The sequence below is a fragment of the Bradyrhizobium sp. genome (assembly GCF_016213215.1).
In the GTDB taxonomy this organism is placed as follows: Bacteria; Pseudomonadota; Alphaproteobacteria; order Rhizobiales; family Xanthobacteraceae; genus Bradyrhizobium.
This window is the reverse complement of the sequence record NZ_JACRAW010000028.1, coordinates 1-2,822: the sequence shown is the minus strand read 5'-3', so window position 1 is coordinate 2,822 and position 2,822 is coordinate 1. Positions and strand designations below refer to the sequence as shown.

Here is a 2,822-nt window from a genome sequence, read left to right as displayed (position 1 = left end):
CGAAGTCGAGTACATGGTCGTCAGCCCGAAGCAGCTTGTTTCGGGGGCGGCCTCGCTGTTCCCGTTCCTGGAAAACGACGATGCCAACCGCGCCCTGATGGGCTCGAACATGCAGCGTCAGGCGGTGCCGCTGATCCGCGCCGAGGCTCCCCTGGTGGGAACCGGCATGGAGCAGGCGGTGGCGCGTGACTCGGGGGCGGCGATCACCGCGCGCCGCACCGGCATCGTCGACCAGGTGGACGCCACCCGCGTCGTCATTCGCGCCACCGAGGACGTGGCGTCGCACGAATCGGGCGTCGACATCTACAACCTGCTGAAGTTCCAGCGCTCCAACCAGAACACCTGCATCACCCAGAAGCCGCTGGTCAAGGTGGGCGACATGATCCGCAAGGGCGACATCATCGCCGACGGACCGTCGACCCAGCTGGGCGAGCTGGCGCTGGGCCGCAACGTGCTGGTCGCCTTCATGCCGTGGAACGGCTACAACTTCGAGGACTCGATCCTCATCTCCGAACGCATCGTCCGCGACGACGTCTTCACCTCGATTCACATCGAGGAATTCGAGGTCATGGCCCGCGACACCAAGCTGGGCCAGGAGGAAATCACCCGCGACATTCCCAATGTCGGCGAGGAAGCCCTCAAGAACCTCGACGAGGCGGGCATCGTCTACATCGGTGCCGAGGTCAAGCCGGGCGACATCCTGGTCGGCAAGGTGACGCCGAAGGGCGAAAGCCCGATGACTCCGGAAGAGAAGCTGCTGCGCGCCATCGTCGGCGAAAAGGCCTCCGACGTTCGCGACACCTCGCTGCGTCTGCCCCCGGGCGTGGCCGGTACGATCGTCGAAGTTCGCGTCTTCTCGCGGCGCGGCGTCGAGAAGGACGAGCGCGCCCTGGCCATCGAGCGGGCCGAGATCGAGCGTCTGGCCAAGGACCGCGACGACGAGCGGGCCATCCTGGAGCGGTCGTTCTATGCCCGTCTCAAGCAGGTGCTGATCGGCAAGGCGGTGGTGTCGGGTCCCAAGGGCGTGCGCGCCGGGACCGTCATTTCCGAGGACATGCTCGCCGACCTGCATGGCAGCGCCTGGCGCAACATCGCCGTCGACGACGACGCGGTGATGGCCGATGTCGAGGCCCTCAAGCGCTCGTTCGACCAGGCGGTCGACCGCTTGCAGGAGCGCTTCGAGAACAAGGTCGAGAAGTTGCAGCGCGGCGACGAACTGCCGCCCGGCGTGATGAAGATGGTCAAGGTGTTCGTGGCGGTGAAGCGCAAGCTGCAACCGGGCGACAAGATGGCCGGCCGTCACGGCAACAAGGGCGTCATCTCGCGCATCGTGCCGCTCGAGGACATGCCTTACCTGGAAGACGGCCAGCAGGTCGACGTGGTGCTGAACCCGCTCGGCGTGCCCAGCCGCATGAACGTCGGCCAGATTCTCGAAACCCATCTCGGCTGGGCTTCGGCCGGGCTGGGGCAGCAGATCGGGCAGATGGTCGACAAGTTCCGCCAGAAGACGGCCAAGATCGACGACGTCCGCGCCAAGCTGAAGGACGTCTACGGCGATGTGGTCTACGACGACGACATCGGCGGTCTCAACGACGACGAGATCCTGGAACTCGGCCACAACCTGCGCAGCGGCGTGCCCTTCGCCTCGCCGGTGTTCGACGGTGCGCGCGAGAGCGACATCTGCGATCAGCTGAGGAAGGCCGGGCGCCATACCTCGGGCCAGGTCACCCTTTACGACGGCCGGACCGGCGAGCCCTTCGACCGCAAGGTCACGGTCGGCTACATCTACATGCTGAAGCTGCACCACTTGGTCGACGACAAGATCCATGCCCGGTCCATCGGTCCGTACTCGCTGGTCACCCAGCAGCCGTTGGGCGGCAAGGCGCAGTTCGGCGGCCAGCGCTTCGGTGAAATGGAGGTGTGGGCGCTGGAAGCCTATGGCGCCGCCTACACCTTGCAGGAGATGTTGACGGTGAAGTCGGACGACGTGTCCGGCCGCACCAAGGTCTACGAAGCCATCGTCCGCGGCGACGACAACTTCGAGGCCGGCATCCCCGAATCGTTCAACGTGCTGGTCAAGGAACTGCGCTCGCTCGGCCTCAATGTCGAGCTGACCCAGCGCAATTACTGATCGCCCTTGGACCTCCACGGCGGGAAGGGATTCTCCCTTCCCGCCGCACCCGACGGGTTATGCGGGAGTAAGTCATGAATGAACTGATGAAGATCTTCGGTCAGGCGGGCGGGACCCAGGCCTTCGACCAGATCCGGATTTCCATCGCCTCGCCGGAGCGGATCCGCTCGTGGTCCTATGGCGAGATCAAGAAGCCCGAGACCATCAACTACCGCACCTTCAAGCCGGAGCGCGACGGCCTGTTCTGTGCCCGCATCTTCGGCCCGATCAAGGACTACGAGTGCTTGTGCGGCAAGTACAAGCGCATGAAGTATCGCGGCATCATCTGCGAGAAGTGCGGCGTCGAAGTGACGCTGGCCAAGGTCCGGCGCGAGCGCATGGGCCACATCGAGCTGGCCAGCCCGGTCGCCCACATCTGGTTCCTGAAGTCGCTGCCCTCGCGCATCGGCCTGCTGTGCGACATGACGCTGAAGGACCTGGAGCGGATTCTCTATTTCGAGAATTACGTGGTGGTCGAGCCCGGCCTGTCGCCGCTCAAGCTGCACGAGCTGCTGTCGGAAGAGCAGTACCAGCGCGCCGTCGAGGAGTTCGGCGAGGATTCGTTCGTCGCCAAGATCGGCGCCGAGGCGATCCGCGACATGCTGACCGCCATCGATCTGGAATCCGAGAAGGATCGCCTCAAGATCGACCT

1 protein-coding gene and 1 pseudogene are annotated in these 2,822 nt (G+C 64.7%); both read left to right on the top strand.

The genetic code is table 11. The features are described from left to right. The coding region (gene rpoB / locus HY852_RS07030; RefSeq protein ID WP_291603677.1) for a DNA-directed RNA polymerase subunit beta at positions 1-2,131 on the top strand (2,131 nt) is incomplete at its 5' end. A 74-nt stretch (positions 2,132-2,205) separates the two neighbouring features. Continuing rightward, positions 2,206-2,822, top strand: a pseudogene (locus HY852_RS07025) (DNA-directed RNA polymerase subunit beta'); the annotation flags it as partial.